We start from the raw sequence: 16,272 nt of genomic DNA, 5'->3' as shown, positions 1-16,272 counted from the left end.
AGTGACCAGCTCCCCTACCGATAAGGATGGTGTTCCGGCGCTGACGTCACCTCACAGTGATGTCCGGGTATGGCGTCTTATCTCTCTGAGCACCATCCTCACCGTTATCGCCCTGTGTCTGATCATTATTTTCCATTGGCTCGGCTTTGGGCTTGTTCTCGCGTGCGCTGTCGTCGCCATCGTTATCGCACGAACGTCAACATTCTCCGCCGAACAAGAACAAGTTCGTCAGTCCATTGAGTTGTCAGCTGCAGACATCACTGCAGTTCTGGACCAGTGGGAAGCATTTCAGAATGGCACGTCAGCCGAGGCTGTTACCGATCGATCCACGCATTCCGTGCTCTTGGATGAATCTCACCAGGAGAATCCGATCATTAGTCGGTTCCACAAAGCCAGGGTGTCGAGCGAATTGTTTATCGACGATCTTGAGGGTGTCGTTACTCACGCACGCACCATTCACATGCTGGAGCACATCCTCTCAGCAACCGATGAGATGGCGCGCGAACTACAGGAAGCGTGGGTTGAGGCTCGACAGTACGCTAGCCAAGTAGACAGCCCGGTGGTACGGCTTCCTGAAAACCAGAAACGTACTAGCCCGTCCACCTATGGATGGACACCTGGGGCTTCTAGCTATAGGTCGTCTTTCCCACGCAATGCCGGCGCATAATGCGCCGATGCGTATTCACGCAACTGGTCGATATTAATTGTTCCTGACGCAACAACGACCGACGGACCTTCCAAGGTAGCCTGCTCATCTTTGATAGTTACCGTGACCTCGCCACCAGGAACGACGACGCGGACCGTGCCGTCGACCTGACCTCGGTCAGCCAGTGCCGCCACTGCTGCCGCGACCGTTCCCGTCCCGCATGATCGCGTCTCCCCCGACCCGCGCTCATGGACGCGCATCGAGACCATGCCATCACCATCACGGCTTTCATCCGCGCGAAGAGGAGTGAGAACCTCGACATTGGCTCCGTGCGGGAAGAACTCCTCGTCGAGAACAGGCTTGAGGTGAAGAGGACGCTCGCGCAGACCAGCGTCGTCAAGATCGGGAATAACACATGCTAAATGGGGGTTACCTACATCAATTCCCACACCGGCAAACCTCTGTCGATCAAATGCAGCTACGGACTGACCAATAATGCCCACACGGCCCATATCGACGGCGATCCGTGCTGATGAGTCAGTCGCTTGTGAGGGGTTGACGACGGTCAAGCGCTTCACTCCTGCTCGCGTGCCAATCGAAAACTTCGGCGGATCACTCACGAGGTGATGCGCGAATAGATAGTGCCCAAATACGCGAGAGCCATTTCCACACATTTCAGCGATCGACCCATCGGCATTGCGGTAATCCATGAACCACTCGGGTGTATCTTCTGGCGCCCCATCGCCGGACTCACCAACAGCCTCTCGTGCAATGATGCCTTTATCGATCAAGGCTTCGGTGCGAGCAATGCGGATCACGCCGTCAGCTCCCAACCCGGCGCGTCGATCACATAAAACCCGGACGAGCGCTGGGTCGAGGTCGATATCGGCGTCGAAGTCTGGCAGGAGGATGAAATCATTCTCTGTGCCGTGGCCTTTACTGAAGGGGGTTGTCTGTTCGGGCATGGGGCCATTCTAGACGTGGTTGTCGATGATCGACGTGGCTTCGCTGACGGTGTCCCCGGCCGCGTCGATCCAGTGGGTTCGTGGGTCGCGACGGAACCAGGAGCGCTGTCGTCTGACATAGCGACGGGTTCCTGTGATGGTGGACGATATGGCGTCGTCGGTTGTCATGTCGCCGGCCAGCATGGCAAGTACTTGGGAGTATCCGATCGCTCGCCCAGCGGTGGACTGTGCAATGAGCCCTTGCTGGGTGAGGCCGTCGACTTCGTCGATGAGGCCCCGGTCGAACATGGTGTGGGTGCGTAATGCTATTCGCGGGTTCAACCACTCTGATGATGTTCGTAATCCGATGATGAGTGTTCCCCATCGTGCTGGCGCGTTGATGGGTGGCTGCGATGCCGCGAACGGCTTCCCCGTTAATTCGATGACTTCCAGGGCGCGGACAGTCCGACGCGGATCATTGACTTCGATAATGTCGGCAGCCGCTGGGTCAATAGCAGCAAGTTCCTTGTGCAGCTGTAGAACACCTATGTCGTCGAGGCGCTGTTGCCATTTAGCCCGAACTGTGGGGTCGGTAGGCGGGAACTGCCAATCATCGACGAGCGATTGGACATACAGCATGGAGCCACCCACCAAAATTGGCGTTTTCCCTCGTGAACGGATGTTTTCAACATCGTCGACGGCAGATCGTTGATATTGTGCGACGCTCGCCCGCTGGGTGACATCAAGTTTATCGAGCTGATGATGCGGGATGCCCTCGCGCTCTTCAGGAGTCAGTTTTGCCGTGCCGATATCCATACCGCGATAGAGCTGCATGGAATCGACGTTGACGATCTCTCCGTCATAGCGGTGCGCGAGAGCAAGACCCAACGCCGACTTGCCCGACGCTGTGGGGCCGACGATGGCCACGGGGAAAGGCAGAGATGCGGGCACGTTATCATCCTGTTCTACATCACGGTGGTGAGCTGCCATACGCCACAATGGAAACCTATTCCTCCATAGGCTGGCGGGCTATCCTGCGCGGGTGGGCCGTCGTGTGTGCGCGGATCATCGTGTTGCTCGGCGGCGGTATCGGCGCGGTCATCGATGGAGGACCAGTGATACAGAGTACTCACACTGGAAGGGTGGGATCGACAAAAGTCAGCCCAGGCGATCCACGGTTCCGGGTCAATCCCGCAATCCGCTGCAGCAGCCACGTCAAACAATGGTGCCGACGCCTGAGTCACGGGATCGATAACGAAGCGCCGAAGCTGCTCCTCGAGGGCCCACGCTTCGGGGACGTCGCCTAAAGGAGCGTCGGGGTGAAGTCCCGCTCCCCCGTCGGCGGCAATTAGAAGTGGCCCATCCAGCAGCGACCCATCGTCGGCGAGAAACTGCGCGTCGTGAATGTCTACGCTAACGATCTCACCATCGTATCCCCACCGTCGAAGAAGAGCCCGCAAAACAAGATCGGGCAAGTACGTTCCAGCTCCCACGTTCACGTCAATTCCCCATGCCTTGAGAGACCCGACGTGACACGTCGCCATGGAATCGTCGGGGTGGAAAGCAATAGTGATGGGCCCGTCGGTAGGGAGCATCCACTGCCGGGCACGGTCAATTTCTGTGCGGAGTTGTGCCGGGTACTTGGCGTGACCAGTCGCTTCGGGGATAAGCAGAGGAGTTGGCGGCAGAAGCGCGACAATGCGTTCCCAGTGCGTCCCAGACTTGGCGTCGGAGATATCTGTTGGATCGGGTCGTCGATGCGACGCGGGTGTGGTCGACGAAGCCGGTGAAGCCGAGTGGGAATGGGTCACATCACTACCCTAACGGGTAGACTCTCGGCGGGAAGTCGTGCAGTCTAAACAGTGGATTGTGTTTGGCAGCCGTGCCGCGCGGCAAAGAAAGAAAGAGTGAGGAACACCGGCCCATGACTACTTCTTCGGTCCCTTCAGCGCCTATCCCTGGACCCCGAGGCGCTCATCCCACACCGGCATCCATGTCTGGCCATGCAGCGACGACGACACCGCCACGTCGGACAAACAACCCCGAAGACCACGGGCGTATCGACGATGATGGAACAGTCTGGCTAATCACTCGTGACGGTGAGCGCGCTATCGGTGAGTGGAAAGCTGGCTCGAAGAGCGAAGGGTTCGCTTTCTTCGGCAAGCACTTCGAGAGCCTGCAAACTGAGGCGGATATCCTCCGCGTACGTCTCCACACCCACCCCGAAGAGGCTGCCAACACTCGCAAGTCCGCCGAGGAACTACAGGCTAAAGTCGCCGATTCAGCTGCTCTCGGTGATGTCGATGGCCTTAATGATCAGCTCAGTTCAATTATCGACGACAGCTACACCGTCGCTGAACAGGCCGAAACTGAAAAGAAACAGCGCCGGGAGAACGCGATTGCCCAACGTGAAAAGCTTATCGACGAGGCTGAGCGCATTGGTTCGGATTCGACGGAGTGGAAAGAATCCGGCGATCGTCTGCGCGAGATGCTGAACGAGTGGAAGAGCATCCACGGTATCGACCGGAAAACTGATGATGCGCTGTGGAAGCGTTTCTCTGCTGCTCGTGAGCAGTTTTCTCAGCGCCGCGGCGCGCATTTTGCCGAGTTGGATCGGAAGCGCGATGAGGCCCGTCGCCTCAAGGAAGATATCTGCGAACGGGCGGAGAAGATCCAGGATTCGACGGAGTGGAGAGACACCGCGCGTCAGTTCCGCGACCTTATGACGGAGTGGAAAGCTGCTGGCCGTGCACCACGTGGTATCGATGACAAGCTGTGGAAGCGCTTCCGTCACGCCCAAGACACGTTCTTCTCGGCACGGAAGGCCGTTAATGAGGCTAAAGACCGTGAGTATGAATCCAACGCTGAGAAGAAAGACCAGCTCATAGAGCAGTACAGCGACAAGATTAACCCTGAGGAGAACTTGGACGCTGCTAAGAAAGCTCTTCGTGAATTGCAATCGCAGTGGGAAAGCATCGGATACGTGCCGCGGGGTCGTGTCCGCGAGTTCGAGGATAAGATCCGTGCGCTCGAGAATCGGGTCAGCGACGTCGAGAATGAGCAATGGCGGAAGACTGATCCCGAACGGCAGGCTCGCGTCGCCCAGTTTGAGGCTAAAGTCAATGAGCTTTCAGCGGCAGCGGACAGCGCTGAAAAAGCTGGGAACAACAAGAAAGCCGCAGACCTTCGGGCTCAAGCCGAACAGTGGGCGCAATGGGCTCAGACTGCTCAGCAGGCAGTGGACTAATTAGCGACGGGCGACGGATGCAATAACCAGCACGCAGAGAACTGAAAAGCCCCACGAGTAACCGGGCGTCGTGCTCATTATTGATTCGTGGGGCTTTAGTTCTGAGTTGTGGGAGTTCTGAATCAAGGATCCTATTTATCCGCGGGCGGTTGTTTCCGCTTACGTTGGTTTTCCGCCACTTGGTGTGCGCGCTCTCTTGCACGTGCACGTCGGTTATCCACCGGCTCCCTGTACTCCTGAACAGTCAACCCGGTCCGAAGATGCTGCTGGGCAGCCCGCGCTTCATCATCGCGGTCGGCTTCTTCACGCCGGATTTCTGCCAAAACACGCTGGAGAACTGACCGGCGGAAAACGACGGTAGAGATGGTTGCGAAAACAACGATGATCGCAGCGAACCCAATGATAAGCCCGAACGAGGGACCGGATCCCGGCTCTGTCGGTGGACGTGACTGCCGCATCCAGATCGCGAAAATACCGAATACCCAACCAACTCCGGACACAACCCACGTCACCCAAGCTACGAGGGTGGAGCGTGAAACGATCACACCAATGGGTAAGAAGATTCCCCCGACCAGCGCCAACCATACGTAGATACGCTCGGGCCACGTCGTGACCATCTCTTGAGCGCGGTCAGAGTAAAACAGCACGTCAAAGCCATACACGCTCCCCGAGTGCGGGAGGAAAATGGCGAACAACGTCCCCAACATCCCGAGCAAGAAAAAAGGAAGCTGACGGTTGATTACCACGGTTCTCGACGCCAAGCGTTCTTCCACATTGATGTTGGCGCGTTTGCTTTCGCCGAAAGCTCGGAGCGCTTCCCTGCGCTCCTCAGCCGTCATCTCTTGGGGCTTTTTCGCAGGTTGATGCCGCTGAGCCGAGCCGTCGCCATCACTACGTCCAGACCTCTTCTTCATTGCCATGCCTCTTACCCTAATCCGTAAACGTCATTCGTGATGCTTACCAAGCTTGGCTACCTTTTCATCGTCTTGATCGTCGGCATTCCCAGCCCCACACCACGTGGCGTTGGAGCAGAGGCAGCTCCGGTCCGGTCCCCCGCCGGCATACGACGGTGAGCAAGGACGCCCGAGTCAGACAACAGGAAGTGAGACCGTGAATCAGTGATACGCACCCACACCACGTCTCCCGCGCGGATCGCCTGATCAACACCAGGTTTCACGCACTCTTCGACGGACATTCCGCCAGGATTCGTCGGATGCGCCATAGGGGTTGCCCCGATCGAATTCCATGCCCGCGCGGTTTCCTCCATCGGCGCAGCATCAGGGGCAAAGTGCACCAGGCGACCATCGCGTGTTCTCCCTGACAAACGATGTGTTTGAGCCGACCGTCGACCGTCGTCAGCCTGAACCAGGACCTCGACGACATCCCCAACCAACTCAGCATTGAGCTCAGCACTGATTCGCTCTTGAAGCTCAACCAGTCGCTCATACCGATCCTGCACCACGGCCTTCGGTACCTGATCCTCCATCGCCGCGGCGGGCGTCCCGGGACGCGGCGAGTACTGGAACGTATATGCGCTCGTAAACCGTGCTTTTTCGACGAGATCAAGCGTCTGTTGAAAATCTTCCTCAGTTTCTCCAGGGAAGCCAACAATAATGTCGGTCGTAATAGAGGCCTGAGGGAGCTTCTCACGAACTTCGTCCAGAATCCTCATAAAACGCTTCGTCCGGTAAGAACGACGCATCCCTTTGAGCACCTTGTCTGAACCCGACTGCAAAGGCATATGCAGCTGCGGGCACACATTGTGCGTCTCCGCCATCGCATCGATGACGTCAGAGGTGAACTCGGCAGGGTGTGGGCTGGTAAAGCGGACCCGCTCCAGGCCCTCGATATCGCCACATGCACGCAATAGCTTTGAAAATGCGCTGCGGTCACGCTCTAGCGTCGGGTCCTCAAAGTGAACTCCATAGGCGTTGACGTTCTGGCCCAACAGCGTCACTTCGCTCACGCCATCGTCGACAAGAGTTTGTACCTCCGCCAAAATGTCACCTGGCCGGCGGTCCTTCTCTTTCCCGCGGAGGCTCGGGACGATGCAGAATGTGCAGGTGTTGTTGCATCCGACAGACACACTCACCCAGCCGGAATAGGCGGAGTCACGCTTCGCGGGAAGGACGGAGGGGAACTGCTCTAGCGCGTCGGCTATTTCCACCTGGGCCTCATGATTGTGGGCCGCGCGCGCTAGAAGAGTCGGTAGCTTCCCAATGTTGTGGGTACCGAACACCACGTCGACCCAAGGAGCTCGCTTAACAACGACATCCTTGTCCTTTTGCGCCATGCACCCCCCGACCGCGATTTGCATGTCGGGCTTCGTATCTTTGACCGATTTCAGCTGGCCCAAGGTGCCATACAGTCGGTTATCCGCATTTTCACGTACCGCACACGTGTTGAACACGACGACATCGGCAGGGTCGTCACTGCCTACGGGAACGTAGCCGGCTTCCTCCAAAAGTCCGGCCAGCCGCTCCGAATCATGCACATTCATCTGGCACCCGAAAGTACGCACCTCGTAGGTGCGCGGGCGGGTCGTTGTCGAAACCGTTGAATGAGGCGAAGCAGTGAAATGGTTCATGGTCTGTAAATGATTGATTGACATATCAGGGGTTGTGCCGTTCATCGCGGACTATCGTACTGGTCACCCCCGACAGACGGGGAATTGGTTACGGTGTTGTTAAGTTTTTGTTTCCCGCACAGCTTTGGCTAAAGAAACCCTTTAAGTTTTTCCGTATGCCAGAAGTTTCCGGATCCGACGTCACAGCGCCGTCGACACAGTCCATTCCCGCACACGCTGCAGACAGCTCTGCACCTCATTCCGACGCTAAAACGGCTACCAAAGATCCAGGGCATCGCCCGCCGATGATCTCCATGTCCCATGTCAACAAGTATTTCGGCGACTACCACGCACTCCGCGATATCAATCTGACAGTCCCTGCAGGACAGGTCGTGGTCATTCTCGGCCCCTCAGGTTCGGGGAAATCGACGTTATGTCGAACGCTCAACCGGCTCGAGACTATCGATGATGGCGAGATCATGATCGATGGTGAGGTGCTCCCCGAGGAAGGGAAGAGCCTGACCCGACTGAGGGCGGAAGTCGGCATGGTGTTCCAACAGTTCAATCTTTTTTCACACAAAACGATCCTCGACAATGTCACTCTTGGCCCTATCAAAGTGCGGAAACGGAGTAAGGCCCAAGCTAAGGATCGGGCTATGGCCCTGCTCCGCCGGGTCGACATTGATAGCCAGGCACACAAGTATCCCGCCCAGCTATCCGGTGGCCAACAGCAGCGTGTTGCCATCGCACGGGCCCTCGCCATGGACCCCAAAATCATGCTTTTCGACGAGCCGACCTCTGCTCTCGACCCGGAGATGGTGAACGAGGTTCTCGACGTCATGGTCGGACTCGCTAGAGAGGGCATGACGATGGTGTGCGTGACCCACGAGATGGGTTTCGCCCGACGAGCCGCTGATCGTGTGTTGTTTATGGCCGACGGCGCCATCGTCGAAGACACCGATCCGGAATCATTCTTTACGAATCCCCAGACGGACCGGGCCAAAGATTTCCTCTCCAAGATCCTCGGCCATTAAAAAGGGGCGTGAAGAATGACACGAATGCACTTCGCCGGCCGTCATATCGGCCAGTTTGTTACCTATTTCCGACGGGGTACTCGCCCACGCCACTCTTTCCAACGCCACACGCGCGTGCGCGCGATCATGGCCGCGGTGACCGCCCTTGTTTTCGCCACCCCGACGCTCACCGCGTGTGGGTCGTCGGAACCCGTGAGTGTTCTCGACGAAATTCAATCTGGGCATATCGTCGTCGGCACGAAATATGACCAGCCGGGAATGGGAATGCGCACACCGGATAAAAAATTCGTCGGTGTGGATCCGGATGTCTCGCGGTATGTCATTAATCACATCGCAGAGAAAAACGGTTGGGATAAGCCGAAGATAACGTGGCGCGAAACGCCATCTGCCCAACGAGAAACGCTGATTAAGAATGGCGAAGTGGGCATGATTACGGCCACGTATTCCATCAACAAAGGGCGCGCGAATGCTGTCGCTTTTGGTGGGCCATACCTGGTCACCCATCAGGCGCTACTGGTGAGGGATAAAGACACGGGAATCAAGTCTCTGACGGACCTGAATAAGGGGAAACGTTTGTGCTCTGTGAGTGGGTCTACTCCTGCCCAGAAGGTCAAAGAGGCGCTCCCCGAGGTCCAATTACAGGAGTTCGATTCCTACTCGTCATGTGTGGAAGCGCTCCACCAAAAGAAGGTTGACGCCCTGACTACCGACGCCACCATTTTGTATGGGTTTGCAACCCAGTATCCGGGCGAGTTTCGCGTCGTCGATATGAAACAGGATGACGGATCGTGGTGGACCGATGAGCACTACGGGATCGGACATGCGAAGGGCGACACCAAGTCGACCGAGGCAATTAATGATGCTCTGAAAGATATGTGGGCGTCTGGAGCTTACGCGTCCATTGTTCATAAGAATCTTGGCAACGACTTCCCCGTGGGCGATGAACCCGCCATCGGCGATCTCAGCTTTTTGCAGAAGGGATAGGGGGATCAATGGAGACAACGACTTTATGGGGTGACCTCAGCGGCACGCTATGGCCTGCATTCTGGGTCACCATCAAACTCACGGTGTACTCAGGGATAGGTTCACTGATCCTGGGCATCATTCTGACCGCCATGCGCGTGTGCCCCGTCGGGATACTGCGTACCTTATCTTCGCTGTTCATTACTGTGTCGAGGAATACTCCCCTGACCCTGATTGTGTTGTTCTCATCAATCGGGCTCTACCAAAACTTGGGCCTGACGCTTGCCCCCGAGAACGACAACTTCATTAAAAACAACAACTTCTGGTTGGCTGTGCTGGCCTTTATTATCTACACCTCGGCTTTTGTCGCGGAATCCTTGCGGGCGGGCATCAACACAGTGCCCTTCGGGCAAGCAGAGGCTGGTCGGTCGCTGGGGCTGTCTTTTGGACAAAATTTCTCTGCCATCGTGTTTCCCCAGGCGTTTCGCGCGTCGATTGTTCCGTTGGGCAACACCTTGATTGCGTTGTCCAAGAACACGACCATCGCGTCCGTCATCGGTGTGGGCGAGGCATCTCTGTTGATGAAGTCGACGATCGAGAACCATGCCGACCAGTTGTTCTTGGTGTTCGGCATTTTTGCTCTCGGCTTTATCATCTTGACACTGCCCATGGGATTGTTCTTCGGCTGGGCTGGTAAACGATTGGCGGTGAAACGATAGTGAGTACTCGCGCAACTGTCCTTTATGACAACCCTGGCCCACGCGGGCGTCAGATCAACCGCATCCTCACGGCCATTACTGTCGTGGTTGCTGCTCTTGTCATTGGGTGGACGATCTCGGTGCTGGCCAAGAACGGTCAGCTGGAGGCATCCAAGTGGGATCCCTTTATTAAGTCGACAACCTGGACGACGTATATTCTCCCCGGTCTGTGGGGAACGCTGAAAGCCGCCTTTGTGTCCATTATTTTGGCTATGCTTCTTGGAGCGGTGCTGGGAACCGGGCGTCTACATCACCGGTGGATCGTTCGCCGGATCTGCGGGGTAATCGTCGAGTTCTTCCGCGCTATTCCCGTGTTGATCTTGATGATCTTCGCCTACCAGCTTTTCGCTGAATATGCGGTGTTCCCCTCAGAGCAGTTGGCTTTCGCTGCCGTTGTTTTTGGGTTGACCTTGTATAACGGCGCGGTGATTGCCGAGGTTCTTCGTTCGGGGATCGAGGCGCTCCCTAGCGGGCAATCGGAAGCTGCTTTGGCGTTGGGGTTGACTCACCGGCAGACGATGCGAATCATCCTTCTTCCTCAGGCTGTGGCCTCGATGCTCCCTGCCTTGATCGCGCAGATGGTTATTGCGCTCAAAGACTCCGCATTGGGTTATCAGATCGGGTATGTGGAAGTGGTGAGGTCTGGCATTCAGTCAGCTTCGTATTATCGAAACTTCCTTGCGGCGCTCGTTGTTGTTGCAGTGATCATGATCATCGTCAACATTGGGTTGACGAAGTTCGCGGAGCGAATCGAGCTTCAGCTGCGGGCTGGGCGTGCTCGGCGCAATATTGTGGCCCATGTTCCCCACCAGAAAGAGCAGGGCGTGGAAACCAAGGATGAAGCCGTGGTCGACTGGCATGATCCGGCCCACCGCGATCTACGCAGCACTTTCGAATAAGTCCCGGCGGTGTTATTCCCCGTCGGGATCGCTGCTCAGCTCGGTGATTCTCTCCTCCACGACGTCATGAGCGATGCGCTGCGACATTCCCGCTGGAAAGCCCCGCCGTGCCAGCGCCGCGGCAATCCGTCGGAGATGGGCATATTTTTCTTTCTGATCGGTGGGAACCGTCCGAATCCGCCGCGCACGGTCTTCAGCAACACGACGAGCTAATTGCTGTTCATCGTCGTCACTGACATCGGCTAGTGCATGATCGCAGTCGGCATCGGAGACCCCTTTTCTTCGGAGTTCTTCGCGCAGGACACGGCGAGATTTTCCGCGACGTGTCCTGCGTTGCCTCACCCATTCTTCGGCAAATCGACGGTCATCAATCAGTCCGTTTTCGACGAGGTCGGCAATGACTGTGTCCACGCTAGCCTGGGGAAACTCGGCTTCGAGAAGACGATCCCTCAGTTCCTGTTTTGATCTTGCCCGGTGATCCAACAGACGCAATGCTCGCGATCTAACAGGTCGTACAGCATTTTCTTCGTGCGCAATAGATCTGCTGGTGTCCACGCGAGAGATGGCTTCACTGAGATGCCCGATAATGTCAGCGGTGGACTCAGCAGAGTTATCACTGTCACTGGACTTAGGCATCGCCTAATTTAGCCCTTTCACATTTATTCGTCGTCGTCATCGAAGTCCACATTAGGGACAACATCGATCGGATCGTCGTCAGAGCTATTGTTCTCTGATTCCGCTGCGTCATCATCAGTGACATTCGCGTACGGTCCGACCTTGGCGGCCCTCATGATTTTATCTTCGATAGTCCCGGCGAGGTCACTATTACTCTTGAGATAATCGCGGACCTTTTCTTTACCCTGGCCAAGCTGTTCGCCTTCATAGGTGTACCAGGAGCCTGATTTCTTGATAATGCCGTAGTCAACGCCCAGGTCAATAATCGAACCCTCCCGCGAAATACCTTCGCCATAAAGGATGTCGAACTCGGAAACCTTGAACGGTGGCGACACCTTGTTTTTGACAACTTTTAGTCGTGTCCGGTTACCAATGACGTCTTGGCCATCTTTCAGTGCCTGAATACGGCGAATATCACAGCGAACGGAAGCGTAGAATTTCAGCGCCTTACCACCGGTGGTGGTTTCGGGCGACCCAAACATCACACCGATCTTTTCACGCAGCTGGTTGATGAAAATGGCGGTTGTGCCCGACTGAGACAGCGCGCCTGTCATCTTTCGAAGAGCCTGGCTCATCAAACGAGCCTGAAGCCCCACATGACTATCGCCCATCTCACCATCAATTTCCGCCTTCGGGGTTAGTGCAGCCACCGAGTCGATGACGATGATGGCTAAAGCACCCGACCGGATGAGCATGTCGGCAATCTCCAAAGCCTGCTCACCTGTGTCTGGCTGCGCAACAAGCAGCGCGTCGGTATCGACCCCGAGCTTACGGGCATATTCAGGATCCAGAGCGTGCTCAGCGTCGATAAAAGCAGCAATGCCACCGTCTTTTTGAGCTTCAGCAATCGCGTGAAGAGCTACCGTGGTCTTACCTGACGATTCTGGGCCGTAAATTTCTACAACTCGGCCACGGGGGAATCCGCCAATCCCTAACGCAACGTTAATCGCAATGTTCCCTGATGAGATCGAGCTAATCGGAGGACGCTTATCATCCCCCAAACGCATGACTGCGCCTTTACCAAAATCCTTCTCGATCTTCGCTAAAGCCGTGTCAAGGGCTTTCAGGCGTCCGTCGCCACTACTCTGATTTGTTTTCTTTTTCGTTGCAGTTTTACCTGCCATTGTCCACCAATCCTTCATCGAAGTCAGAGCACTACTGCTGGTATCTAGCAACCTGACCTAACAACACAACATCTACCTGATGACAGCCACTCGCCCGGTCACAGCACAATACGTTCTCAAACCAGCACGACTGTCCTCATCACACGGAATAGACGATGTTACTCCGGTTCTGGTTCCAAGATAGAGAATATTCTGGCGTCGGACACGGCAACACCGCTCTTCATCATACGCAAACGTATGTTCGATTCAAAACGCCGCCGTCCAGCGCCTAGCTCTCAGCCGTGAGCCACTATCAACGTTCATTCGTCGAGCAATACTAGTGTTAGCCATACTTTTTATTACGATGTCAGCTATGGGTGATAAAACACATAACGCTGGTTCTACCTCCACCTCTGCTCCCCACCAGCAATCATCACGCCGATCTTCATGGACGAGCCGGGACGTCGCATATGTAGCAGTCTTTGCTGCACTCTTCATTGCCATGGCCTTCGTCTCTATCCCGATAGGAGTGGCCGGCGTTCCTATTGTCATGCAGAACGCTATCGCGATTATGGCCGGAATGATTCTCGGACGACGCCGCGGAACAGCTGCCATCGGGCTTGTGCTTATTCTTGGCCTTATCGGTCTGCCAGTACTTGCAGGTGGACGATCTGCACTGTCGGCTTTCGCTGGCGTTAGCGGCGGATATGTTATTGGCTACTTGGTTTCGGCATGGGTATGTGGGGCGATCGCAGAAATAACTCCGCGTCGTCGGCCACTCCAGACGGTTCTCTTTGTCATTGTCAGCGTGCTCGGAATTTTCGTCCAATACTTTTTTGGCGCCATATGGATGGTTGTCATCAAAGGCTTTAGCCTGAAGGCAGCATTGACAAGCCAACTCGCCTTTATTGGCCCTGACCTAGTGAAGATGATTGTTGTCGGACTCATTGCTTCAGGAGTCGCGGCTGCTTTCCCTCGTTTACTACCCGAACCTCGCTAATGAATTCATCCGTCACCCCACCCATTATTCAGTTCGACAATGTCACAGTGGCTTTTGATGAACGCACAATTCTCAATGACATCTCTGTTGAGCTTTCGGAACGACGAATAGCCATTATCGGAGCAAATGGATCCGGAAAATCCACCTTCGTGCGCATGATTAACGGATTAGGAACGCCAGATAACGGAACAGTCACCGTTAACGGGCTCAATCCTCAGACCGACGGCCGCGATGTCAGAAAAAAGGTTGGGTTTGTTTTCTCCGACGCTGAAAATCAAATACTGATGCCGACGGTGTACGAAGATATCGAGTTTTCCCTACGGAACATTCGCGTAGATGGCCATCGCCTTTCTCGTCGTGAAAAGAACGATCGTGCCATGGCGATGCTCAGCCGGTTTGGATTGGATAACCGTGCGCAGGCATCGCCGTACCGTTTATCCGGTGGCGAGAAGCAAATGCTGGCACTGGCCGCGGTGCTCATCGGGCAACCACTCACCATTATTGCCGACGAACCAACAACGCTTCTTGATCTATCCAACAGGCTCAAACTTGGACGCTTGTTCGATAGCCTCCCCCAACAATTAATTGTCGCTACCCACGACTTAGATTTTGTTTCCGATTACGACCGTGCACTCTGGATCGACGGGGGACATATCCGGGCGGATGGGCCCGCGAATGAGGTGTGTAAAACATACGAGGAAGCAATGCGCGCTAGGGACCAAGCCTGACAAAGATGAAGAACAAGAGTAATTCTCGTACTCCCCGACAGTGGTTGACTATGCCTCTCGGCCACTACGTTGATAAAAATACCGTCGTCCACCGGCTTAAACCCACCACTAAGATTATGTTCATCATGGTGATGGTGGTGGTTATCACAGTCCTGTCACGGACGATAGGGAGCCACGTCACCACACTCGGCCTAGCGATTCTCGGAATTGAAATTCTCGTGACCGTCGGTGTTTTTGCCCTCGCCCGCATACCACTCAGCGTCGCAGCATCACAGCTATTGCCCGTGATCCCTGTTCTTGCGTTTATCACCGTATTTCAGGCTTGGAGCGCGGGATGGTGGTCGGCTCTGTCACTGGCCACATCATTGTTGGTCAGCGTAGCTCTGGCATTAATTTTGACTCTGACAACGCGCATCGGCGACATGATCGAGTCGCTCGACCGAGCTCTCCGCCCCCTTGCGCGTTTTCACGTCCCTGTGAACGCAATCAGCGTGGCCATTGCCATCACCATCCGCCTAATCCCCCTTCAGATGGAAAACATCCGGGTGGTCATTGAAGCTCGCCGTGCTCGATCCTCACGGGGATTACGTGCCTTCGCTTTGGCGGTCATTATCCATTCGATTCGACGTGCCGAAGCGATGGGAGAAGCCTTAGAAAGCCGCGGATTTGACGACTGGGATCCGACGTCGTCGGAGCCTGACTCTCAGGGGTAGCACTGAAAAAGCGCGGTAGCCCCCCTCACTACCGCGCCTATCAACGTAGCTATGTAGGCTAGTTCCCTTCGCGTAACTGCCGCAGCTTCTCAGCCACTGCATCCTGGGAGACATCGTCGCCACCCTGGGAAGAGCGCGTAAATTCCCCATGAACGGAATTATCGATATCGCTACCGTTCTGGGGCGGCTGCCCCAGTGACCGCTGGGAGGAACCGGCAATGCTGCGGTCAGCATTAGCACCGTAGCGGCCACCGCTATTCATCGACGCACGAATTTCTTCCAAGCGAGAGTGCCCTGCCATCTGCACGCTTGCCTGCTGTACCTCTACCATGCGGTTTTCGACTGAATTCTCCGCCAGTTCGGCCCGCCCCAAAGCATTTGAATAACGCTTCTCGATCTTGTCCCGCACCTGGTCCAGGTTCGGCGAGTCATCGTTGGCGGTCAGCTTGTTCATCGAGGAGATCGAATCCGCAACCTTCTCCTGCATCTTGGCCTGTTCTAGCTGGCTCAAGAGCTTTGTGCGCTCCTCGGTCTTTTGCTTCAAGGCCATCGCGTTACGTTCAACCGCGGCTTTTGCCTGCTGAGCTTGCTGCAGGGCCTGATCATGGAGCTGTTTGAGATCTTCTACCGACTGTTCTGTCGTTACCAATTGCGCGGCAAAAGCCTCCGCTGCGTTTTCGTATTCGACAGCCTTCGATGAATTACCTTCACTCCGGGCTTTATCCGCTAATGACAGAGCCTGGCGGGTATTGCCCTGCAGCTTTTCCACCTCTGCCAGCTGTCGGTTAAGTTTCATTTCCAGTTGACGCTGGTTGCCAATCACCGCTGCGGCCTGCTTCGACAGTTCCTGGTGTTGTTCCTTCGCAGCCTGAATGGACTGCTCAATTTGTACTTTAGGATCAGCTTTCTCTTCGATCTTGTTGTCGAAGAGAGCCATCAAGTACTTCCACCCTTTTGAAAACGGGTTCGCCATCGTGAAAACCGGGACCTTTCTAC

Annotated in this window: 17 protein-coding genes; 9 read left to right on the top strand and 8 right to left on the bottom strand. The window is 55.6% G+C overall.

Features of this window, described 5'->3' with window-relative positions:
- Position 1 precedes the first annotated feature (1 nt).
- Positions 2-667, top strand: coding sequence for a hypothetical protein (locus JMN36_RS01665; RefSeq protein WP_221923718.1), 666 nt, complete (start codon positions 2-4; stop codon positions 665-667).
- Here JMN36_RS01665 and dapF read toward each other — a convergent pair.
- Genes dapF through JMN36_RS01650 form a run of 3 tightly spaced genes read right to left on the bottom strand, consistent with a single transcriptional unit; the run spans position 631 to position 3,401 of the window.
- Complete coding sequence (dapF, locus tag JMN36_RS01660) at positions 631-1,611, bottom strand: diaminopimelate epimerase (protein WP_221923717.1); 981 nt, start codon at positions 1,609-1,611, stop codon at positions 631-633. The genes JMN36_RS01665 and dapF overlap by 37 nt on opposite strands.
- Positions 1,612-1,620: 9 nt before the next feature.
- The gene (gene miaA / locus JMN36_RS01655) at positions 1,621-2,580 is read right to left on the bottom strand and encodes a tRNA (adenosine(37)-N6)-dimethylallyltransferase MiaA (protein WP_370659517.1); all 960 of its coding nucleotides are present in this window, start codon (positions 2,578-2,580) and stop codon (positions 1,621-1,623) included.
- Positions 2,556-3,401, bottom strand: a complete 846-nt coding sequence (locus JMN36_RS01650) for a hypothetical protein (RefSeq protein WP_221923716.1) — start codon at positions 3,399-3,401, stop codon at positions 2,556-2,558. Before JMN36_RS01650 ends, miaA begins: the two co-directional genes overlap by 25 nt.
- 113 nt (positions 3,402-3,514) lie before the next feature.
- Here JMN36_RS01650 and JMN36_RS01645 point away from each other — a divergent pair, with 113 nt between their 5' ends.
- A complete protein-coding gene (locus JMN36_RS01645; protein ID WP_221923715.1) occupies positions 3,515-4,837 on the top strand; it encodes a DUF349 domain-containing protein in 1,323 nt (440 codons plus the stop codon).
- Positions 4,838-4,968: 131 nt separating this feature from the next.
- Here JMN36_RS01645 and JMN36_RS01640 read toward each other — a convergent pair whose 3' ends face one another.
- Positions 4,969-5,757, bottom strand: a complete 789-nt coding sequence (locus tag JMN36_RS01640) for an Rv2732c family membrane protein (protein WP_221923714.1) — start codon at positions 5,755-5,757, stop codon at positions 4,969-4,971.
- Between the two features lie 50 nt (positions 5,758-5,807).
- The gene (gene miaB / locus JMN36_RS01635; protein WP_221923713.1) at positions 5,808-7,424 is read right to left on the bottom strand and encodes a tRNA (N6-isopentenyl adenosine(37)-C2)-methylthiotransferase MiaB; all 1,617 of its coding nucleotides are present in this window, start codon (positions 7,422-7,424) and stop codon (positions 5,808-5,810) included.
- Between the two features lie 284 nt (positions 7,425-7,708).
- Here miaB and JMN36_RS01630 point away from each other — a divergent pair, with 284 nt between their 5' ends.
- The 4 genes from JMN36_RS01630 to JMN36_RS01615 are packed head-to-tail and all read left to right on the top strand — an operon-like array spanning position 7,709 to position 11,057.
- Entirely contained in the window at positions 7,709-8,437 is a 729-nt protein-coding gene (locus tag JMN36_RS01630) for an amino acid ABC transporter ATP-binding protein (protein WP_221913179.1), read from the top strand.
- Positions 8,438-8,452: 15 nt separating this feature from the next.
- Positions 8,453-9,421, top strand: coding sequence for a glutamate ABC transporter substrate-binding protein (locus tag JMN36_RS01625; RefSeq protein ID WP_412728546.1), 969 nt, complete (start codon positions 8,453-8,455; stop codon positions 9,419-9,421).
- Between the two features lie 8 nt (positions 9,422-9,429).
- Complete coding sequence (locus JMN36_RS01620; protein WP_221913013.1) at positions 9,430-10,119, top strand: amino acid ABC transporter permease; 690 nt, start codon at positions 9,430-9,432, stop codon at positions 10,117-10,119.
- Positions 10,119-11,057 (top strand): amino acid ABC transporter permease, encoded by a 939-nt coding sequence (locus tag JMN36_RS01615; RefSeq protein WP_204088595.1) that lies wholly within the window; start codon positions 10,119-10,121, stop codon positions 11,055-11,057. The genes JMN36_RS01620 and JMN36_RS01615 overlap by 1 nt, the downstream gene beginning before the upstream one ends.
- 12 nt (positions 11,058-11,069) lie before the next feature.
- Here JMN36_RS01615 and JMN36_RS01610 read toward each other — a convergent pair whose 3' ends face one another.
- Entirely contained in the window at positions 11,070-11,693 is a 624-nt protein-coding gene (locus JMN36_RS01610) for a regulatory protein RecX (RefSeq protein WP_204088596.1), read from the bottom strand.
- A gap of 23 nt (positions 11,694-11,716) precedes the next feature.
- Positions 11,717-12,856, bottom strand: coding sequence for a recombinase RecA (recA, locus tag JMN36_RS01605; protein ID WP_204088597.1), 1,140 nt, complete (start codon positions 12,854-12,856; stop codon positions 11,717-11,719).
- Positions 12,857-13,337: 481 nt separating this feature from the next.
- Between recA and JMN36_RS01600 the strand changes: the two genes are divergently transcribed.
- From JMN36_RS01600 to JMN36_RS01590, 3 genes are read left to right on the top strand one after another with little or no spacing between them, the layout of a single operon-like run.
- Positions 13,338-13,835: a biotin transporter BioY gene (locus tag JMN36_RS01600; RefSeq protein WP_236881946.1), complete on the top strand. Its 498-nt coding sequence runs from the start codon at positions 13,338-13,340 to the stop codon at positions 13,833-13,835.
- Positions 13,835-14,563 (top strand): energy-coupling factor ABC transporter ATP-binding protein, encoded by a 729-nt coding sequence (locus JMN36_RS01595; RefSeq protein WP_204088599.1) that lies wholly within the window; start codon positions 13,835-13,837, stop codon positions 14,561-14,563. The genes JMN36_RS01600 and JMN36_RS01595 overlap by 1 nt, the downstream gene beginning before the upstream one ends.
- Before the next feature lie 5 nt (positions 14,564-14,568).
- Complete coding sequence (locus tag JMN36_RS01590) at positions 14,569-15,276, top strand: energy-coupling factor transporter transmembrane component T family protein (RefSeq protein ID WP_204087075.1); 708 nt, start codon at positions 14,569-14,571, stop codon at positions 15,274-15,276.
- A gap of 58 nt (positions 15,277-15,334) precedes the next feature.
- Here the strand turns inward: JMN36_RS01590 and JMN36_RS01585 are convergent, their stop codons facing one another.
- Positions 15,335-16,249: a PspA/IM30 family protein gene (locus JMN36_RS01585; protein ID WP_204087076.1), complete on the bottom strand. Its 915-nt coding sequence runs from the start codon at positions 16,247-16,249 to the stop codon at positions 15,335-15,337.
- Between the last annotated feature and the right edge of the window lie 23 nt (positions 16,250-16,272).

This window comes from Corynebacterium pseudokroppenstedtii, assembly GCF_019754945.1.
Lineage (GTDB): Bacteria > Actinomycetota > Actinomycetes > Mycobacteriales > Mycobacteriaceae > Corynebacterium > Corynebacterium pseudokroppenstedtii.
This window is presented reverse-complemented; position numbering and strand designations above follow the sequence as displayed.

What these genes read in the sequence shown, in the direction of transcription:
- dapF (WP_221923717.1), bottom strand. Translation starts at nt 1,611, where the DNA reads ATGCCCGAACAGACAACCCCCTTCAGTAAAGGCCACGGCACAGAGAAT.
- miaA (WP_370659517.1), bottom strand. Translation starts at nt 2,580, where the DNA reads ATGGCAGCTCACCACCGTGATGTAGAACAGGATGATAACGTGCCCGCA.
- JMN36_RS01645 (WP_221923715.1), top strand. Translation starts at nt 3,515, where the DNA reads ATGACTACTTCTTCGGTCCCTTCAGCGCCTATCCCTGGACCCCGAGGC.
- JMN36_RS01640 (WP_221923714.1), bottom strand. Translation starts at nt 5,757, where the DNA reads ATGGCAATGAAGAAGAGGTCTGGACGTAGTGATGGCGACGGCTCGGCT.
- miaB (WP_221923713.1), bottom strand. Translation starts at nt 7,424, where the DNA reads ATGAACCATTTCACTGCTTCGCCTCATTCAACGGTTTCGACAACGACC.
- JMN36_RS01630 (WP_221913179.1), top strand. Translation starts at nt 7,709, where the DNA reads ATGATCTCCATGTCCCATGTCAACAAGTATTTCGGCGACTACCACGCA.
- JMN36_RS01625 (WP_412728546.1), top strand. Translation starts at nt 8,453, where the DNA reads ATGACACGAATGCACTTCGCCGGCCGTCATATCGGCCAGTTTGTTACC.
- JMN36_RS01620 (WP_221913013.1), top strand. Translation starts at nt 9,430, where the DNA reads ATGGAGACAACGACTTTATGGGGTGACCTCAGCGGCACGCTATGGCCT.
- JMN36_RS01610 (WP_204088596.1), bottom strand. Translation starts at nt 11,693, where the DNA reads ATGCCTAAGTCCAGTGACAGTGATAACTCTGCTGAGTCCACCGCTGAC.
- recA (WP_204088597.1), bottom strand. Translation starts at nt 12,856, where the DNA reads ATGGCAGGTAAAACTGCAACGAAAAAGAAAACAAATCAGAGTAGTGGC.
- JMN36_RS01600 (WP_236881946.1), top strand. Translation starts at nt 13,338, where the DNA reads ATGGCCTTCGTCTCTATCCCGATAGGAGTGGCCGGCGTTCCTATTGTC.
- JMN36_RS01595 (WP_204088599.1), top strand. Translation starts at nt 13,835, where the DNA reads ATGAATTCATCCGTCACCCCACCCATTATTCAGTTCGACAATGTCACA.
- JMN36_RS01590 (WP_204087075.1), top strand. Translation starts at nt 14,569, where the DNA reads ATGAAGAACAAGAGTAATTCTCGTACTCCCCGACAGTGGTTGACTATG.
- JMN36_RS01585 (WP_204087076.1), bottom strand. Translation starts at nt 16,249, where the DNA reads ATGGCGAACCCGTTTTCAAAAGGGTGGAAGTACTTGATGGCTCTCTTC.